Source organism: Bradyrhizobium valentinum, from assembly GCF_001440405.1.
In the GTDB taxonomy this organism is placed as follows: Bacteria; Pseudomonadota; Alphaproteobacteria; order Rhizobiales; family Xanthobacteraceae; genus Bradyrhizobium; species Bradyrhizobium valentinum.
Map to the genome: position 1 here is coordinate 47527 of NZ_LLXX01000215.1, position 5079 is coordinate 52605.

The 5079-nt window shown below is 62.9% G+C and carries 4 protein-coding genes and 1 pseudogene; 1 reads left to right on the forward strand and 4 read right to left on the reverse strand.

Annotated features, from left to right (window positions below; genetic code table 11):
- Positions 1-27 precede the first annotated feature (27 nt).
- Entirely contained in the window at positions 28-315 is a 288-nt protein-coding gene (locus CP49_RS37300; RefSeq protein ID WP_057855096.1) for a GIY-YIG nuclease family protein, read from the forward strand.
- A gap of 86 nt (positions 316-401) precedes the next feature.
- Here the strand turns inward: CP49_RS37300 and recN are convergent, their stop codons facing one another.
- From recN to CP49_RS37320, 4 genes and pseudogenes are all read right to left on the reverse strand, one after another.
- Positions 402-2072, reverse strand: coding sequence for a DNA repair protein RecN (recN, locus tag CP49_RS37305; protein WP_057855097.1), 1671 nt, complete (start codon positions 2070-2072; stop codon positions 402-404).
- A gap of 13 nt (positions 2073-2085) precedes the next feature.
- Positions 2086-2994, reverse strand: a complete 909-nt coding sequence (locus CP49_RS37310) for an outer membrane protein assembly factor BamD (RefSeq protein WP_057855098.1) — start codon at positions 2992-2994, stop codon at positions 2086-2088.
- Between the two features lie 394 nt (positions 2995-3388).
- A complete protein-coding gene (gene lpxC, locus CP49_RS37315; protein WP_057855099.1) occupies positions 3389-4348 on the reverse strand; it encodes a UDP-3-O-acyl-N-acetylglucosamine deacetylase in 960 nt (319 codons plus the stop codon).
- 351 nt (positions 4349-4699) lie between these two features.
- Positions 4700-5079 (reverse strand): annotated as a pseudogene (locus CP49_RS37320) (cell division protein FtsZ); the annotation flags it as partial.

Genomic DNA, 5079 nt, shown 5'->3' on the forward strand with positions numbered 1-5079 from the left:
GTTGTTAACAGGCAAGTTGCGACAATCATGAGCTACTATGTCTATATCATCGCGAGCCGTAGGGACGGAGCAATCTACATCGGCGTAAGCAAAGACATTGTGCGCCGGATCTACGAACACCGAACGAAGGCCGTGCCCGGCTTCACGTCGAAATACAATATCACACGGCTCGTTTGGTTCGAAATATACGACGACCCAATCTCGGCTATTTCCCGCGAAAAAGAACTCAAGAAATGGAAGCGGAGTTGGAAGGTTCAGTTGATCGAGAAGGACAATCCGGACTGGAATGATCTGTACGAGTCGATCTGCTCCTGAGTTCGTCATTCCGGGATGGTCCGAAGGACCAGACCCGGAATCTCGAGATTCCGGGTTCGATGCTGCGCATCGCCCCGGAATGACAGCTAGGTCGCCGCGCGCAATAGCCGTTCCGCAGCAGCCCTGGCCTCCGCGGTGATCTCCGCGCCGGCCAGCATGCGGGCGATTTCCTCGCGGCGGTGATCGGCGGCGAGCGCGTTGACGCGGGTGGCGACGCGCTTGCCCTTGTCGAGTGCATCCTTGGAGATCAAGAGATGCTGGTCGGCGCGTGCGGCGACCTGCGGCGCGTGCGTCACGGCCATCACCTGCACCTGGCCGGCAAGCCGCGAAAGCCGCGAGCCGATCGCGTCCGCCACCGCGCCGCCGACACCGGTATCGATTTCGTCGAACACCAGCGTCGGCGCCGAGCCGCGGTCGGCCAGCACGACTTTCAACGCCAGCAGGAATCTCGACAGCTCGCCGCCGGAAGCGACCTTCATCAACGGTCCCGGCTTGGTACCGGGATTGGTCTGCACCCAGAACTCGACGCGGTCGATGCCCTGCGGCCCGGGCGCGTTGGCATCGGTATCAATCTGCGTCATGAACTTCGCGCGATCGAGCTTCAGCGGCGCCAGCTCGGCGTTCACGGCCTTGTTGAGCTTCTCGGCGGACTTACTGCGAGCTGCAGATAGTTTCGTCGCCGCCGCGCTGTAGCGCTGATCAGCCTCGGCAGAAGCGGCTTCCAGTCTCTTCAACTGATCCGCGCCGGCATCGATCAGTGCCACGTCGGAGGCGAATTTGGCGGCGAGCGCCGCGAGCCCATCGACCGGCGTCGAGTATTTGCGCGATGCGGCGCGAAGCGCAAACAGCCGCTCCTCGATGCGTTCCAGCTCGGCCGGATCGAAATCGGCAGCGACCAGCGCCGCGCTCAGATGCTGGTCGGCTTCTTCCAGCGCGTTGATCGCGATGTCGATCGCCTTCACCGCCGGCTCGACCAGGGCAGGCGAATTGGCGGCGCGGCGTTCGAGGCGGCGCACCGCCGCCGCCAGCGCCGGCACCGGCGAATGAGGGCCGCTGACCGCCTCCTGCGCCTCGCGCAGGTCGCTTGCGATCTTCTCGCCCTGCATCATGGTGGTGCGGCGCTCGGCAAGCGCCGTCTCCTCGCCGTCCTTCGGCTTCAGCGTCTTTAGTTCGTCGGCGGCGTGGCGCAGATAATCCGCCTCACGCGCGGCGCGCTCCATGCTGGCGCGATGCGCGTCGAGCGCGGTGTTGGCGGTGCGCCGCGCCTCCCATAGCGTTTCCAGCGCCGCGACCTCCTTCTCCAGCCCGGCAAAGGCGTCGAGCAATTGCCGGTGCGTCGAGGTATCCACGAGGGCGCGTTCGTCATGCTGGCCGTGGATCTCGACCAGCGCCGCGCCCACTGCTTTCAAGGTCTGCACGCTGATCGACTGGTCGTTGATGAAGGCGCGGGTGCGGCCGTCGGCGAGCTGCACGCGGCGGAGGATCATCTCGCCGGTGTCGTCGAGGCCGTTCTCGGAAAGAATGTTTGCGGCCGGATGGCCTTTTGGAACGTCGAAGGTGGCCGTCACTTGGCCCTGCTCCGCGCCGTGACGTACGAGGCCGGCGTCGCCGCGGCCGCCGAGCGCCAGCGCGAACGCATCGAGCAGGATGGATTTTCCCGCGCCGGTCTCGCCGGTCAGCACCGCAAGGCCACGGGAGAATTCGATATCGAGCCGTTCGATCAGGACGATGTCACGGATCGACAGACGCGCCAGCATGCGAAGTAAATTCCTAGCCGAGACCCAATTTCTTGAAGGCCCTGGAAATATAGGACCCCTTGTTCTCGCTCGGCTCGAGACCGCCCGACTTTACAAGATTATAGGCGTCCTTGTACCAGCGGCTGTCAGGAAAATTGTGCCCAAGTACGGCCGCCGCCGTCTGCGCCTCGCCGACGATTCCGATCGCCATATAGGCCTCGGTCAGGCGCGCCAGCGCCTCCTCGACATGCCGCGTGGTCTGATAGCGGGTGACCACGGTCTTGAAGCGGTTGATGGCGGCGGTGTAGTCGCGCTTTTCCATGTAGTAGCGGCCGACGTCCATTTCCTTGCCGGCGAGCTGATCGCGCGCGCCTTCGAGCTTGGCCTTGGCGGAGGTCGAATATTCCGAGGTCGGATATTTGCGAATCACCTCTTCCAGCGCCGCGATCGCCTTTTCGGTGCGGCCCTGGTCGCGGGAAATGTCCGGGATCTGGTCGTAATGCGAGGCCGCAATCAGATATTGCGCGTAAGCCGCGTCAGGGCTGCCGGGATGCAGCGTGACGTAACGGGTCGCCGCGCCGATGCAACTGTCGTAATCGCCGGAATTGTAGAAGGAATAGGCCGACATCAAGAGCGATTTGCGCGCCCAGTCGGAATAAGGATGCTGGCGATCGACTTCCTCGAATTTCTTCGACGCCGCCTTGTTATCCTTGCGCTGGTTCATCAGGTACAAGCCCTCGTTGTAGAGCTTGTCCGCGGGTTCCTCGACGAACGTATCGTCCTTGGCGGTGAACTTGTCCCAGAGCGCGCCCGTGCCGCATCCGCTCAAGGGAATGGCAAGCGCGATCAGGCCTGCCGCCAGCCGCAGCGACCGTCCGGCGCGAGCGGGGCTGGCATGCCCAAGTGGTTTGCGTGGTTCGAGCGTCATACGCTGTGCCGACATGGAATCTGTGACCTGACGCCTTTGATGCGGTTGATGACCGAGCCCGCCTGTCCATGAACCGCGGTCATGGAGCCATATTCCCCGTGCCCAATGCGTACCCAATTCTTATGGCCCGTGGCCGCCTTGTCGTACAACCGCAGGCTCTGTAGCCGAAAAATGGTCCTCAACCAACCGAATACGCAGCCAATTCGCCCGGATTAAGGCGGCTGAACGGCATCGTTACCAGTTGTGGTTACTACGGAAAAGGCGCCGATACGGCGTAAAACCATCCCGGAAATTCAGAAATATTTCGAAAACAAAAGTCGGGACATTTCGAAGCCGAAAGTCAGGACATTTCGAAGCCGAAAGTCAGGACATTTCGAAGCCGAAAGTCAGGACGTTTCGCAAGCGCAAGTCAGGAAACGTCCGGACCATAGGCCGGGGCGATCAAGCCGCCCACCATGCCTGCGCCAGCCTCAACATGGCCGCGGGGACGGCGTGCCGGTTCGGCCTCGACCACCCGCCAAGCGCTGCGATCGGCCAGCAAGGCCGTCAGTACGGCGTGGTTCAGCTTGTGGCCGCCACGCACCGAGCGGTAGGCGCCGAGCAGCGGCAAACCAGCCAGGGTGAGATCGCCAACCGCGTCCAGCGCCTTGTGGCGGGCGCATTCGTTGCTGAAGCGCAGCCCTTCGGTGTTGAGCAGACGGCTATCGTCGAGCACCACCGTATTCTCGAAAGAGGCGCCGCGCGCAAAACCGGCGCTCCAGAGCCGCGCGACTTCGTTCATGAAGCCAAAAGTCCGGGCGCGGGAAATCTCGCGGCGGAAGGCTTCGGGATTGAGATCGATGGAGTAATTCTGACGCCCAATCACGGGATTGGCGAAGTCGATTTCGACCTCGACGCGGAACCCGCTCGCATGCGGCCGCAACTCGCCGAAGCTATCGCCGATCGCAGCCTGCACCGGCTTTAGCACCTGAATGAAGCGGCGGGAGGCCGACTGGGTGACGATACCAGCCTGATCGATGGCGGCGACAAAGGCGGCCGCGCTGCCGTCCATGATCGGAACTTCGGGACCGTCGACTTCGATGACGGCGTTGTCGACACCCATGCCGCGGAGAGCGGCGAGCACGTGCTCGGCAGTGGATACGAGCGGCCCCTCACGATCGCCAAGAACGGTCGCAAGATCGGTGGCGACAACGGATCCCGCGACCGCAGGAACTTCGCGGTCGGTCTCTTCAAGGCCGGTACGGACAAAAATAAAACCCGCATCCACAGGAGCAGGCCCGAGCGTCAGGCTAACAGGTAAACCGGAATGAACGCCGACACCCGTGACGGTGGCTTGCGCCCGAAGCGTGGTCTGCCGGCTGAATTTCATCGATAACTGCCCACTACCCGACTTAACCCAAAGACGGGAACCGCGCGTAAGCGGCGATTCGCGTTTCAGGCATCCCCAAGTCACGGCAGACCATAGTCATAGCCCCAAAGCGCGCCAACTCACGCTTCTTTACGGATTGTTACCCGATCTCTGCCGCATTCGCGCCAAGGGTTAACCAAACTCCGGCACGGCCGGACGCGGTTCAAGCTGCGACACCTGATCACGGAATGAATAATTAATGATTTAAAATCAGTTGCTTGGTAGGCCCGCGAGGCTCGCCGCCGAGCCAAAGAGAAGGGCCCCGGCTGGATCAACCGGAGCCCTTTGGCTCACCTCGATTGTAACAAAACCTCAGTTGGCCTGGCGCCGGAGGAAGGCCGGGATATCAAGATGGTCGTCGCCCTGTGGCGCCGGGGCAACAGGTGCCGGGCGGCCATGAACATCCAAACCTTGCGGCGCCGGGCGTTTTGCGTACTCCGATACCGGCTCATGATTCGCGGCCATTTGCTGGGCAACGCTCCGCTGCGGCTTGCGCTCGGGCAGCGGCGCCATCGACGGGCCGGAGGCGCGCGCCGCGATCGGCGGCTCGGTCTCTTCGTCACGGCGGCCAAGGCCGACATTGGCCAGCCGCTGCAACAGCGACAGCCGGGTCTTCTGCGGATGCTCTTCCTCAGGCTCGCCGCCGCGGGCCTGCCGGATCTCGGCCTGCGCCGGCATCGGGAGGTCCTCGA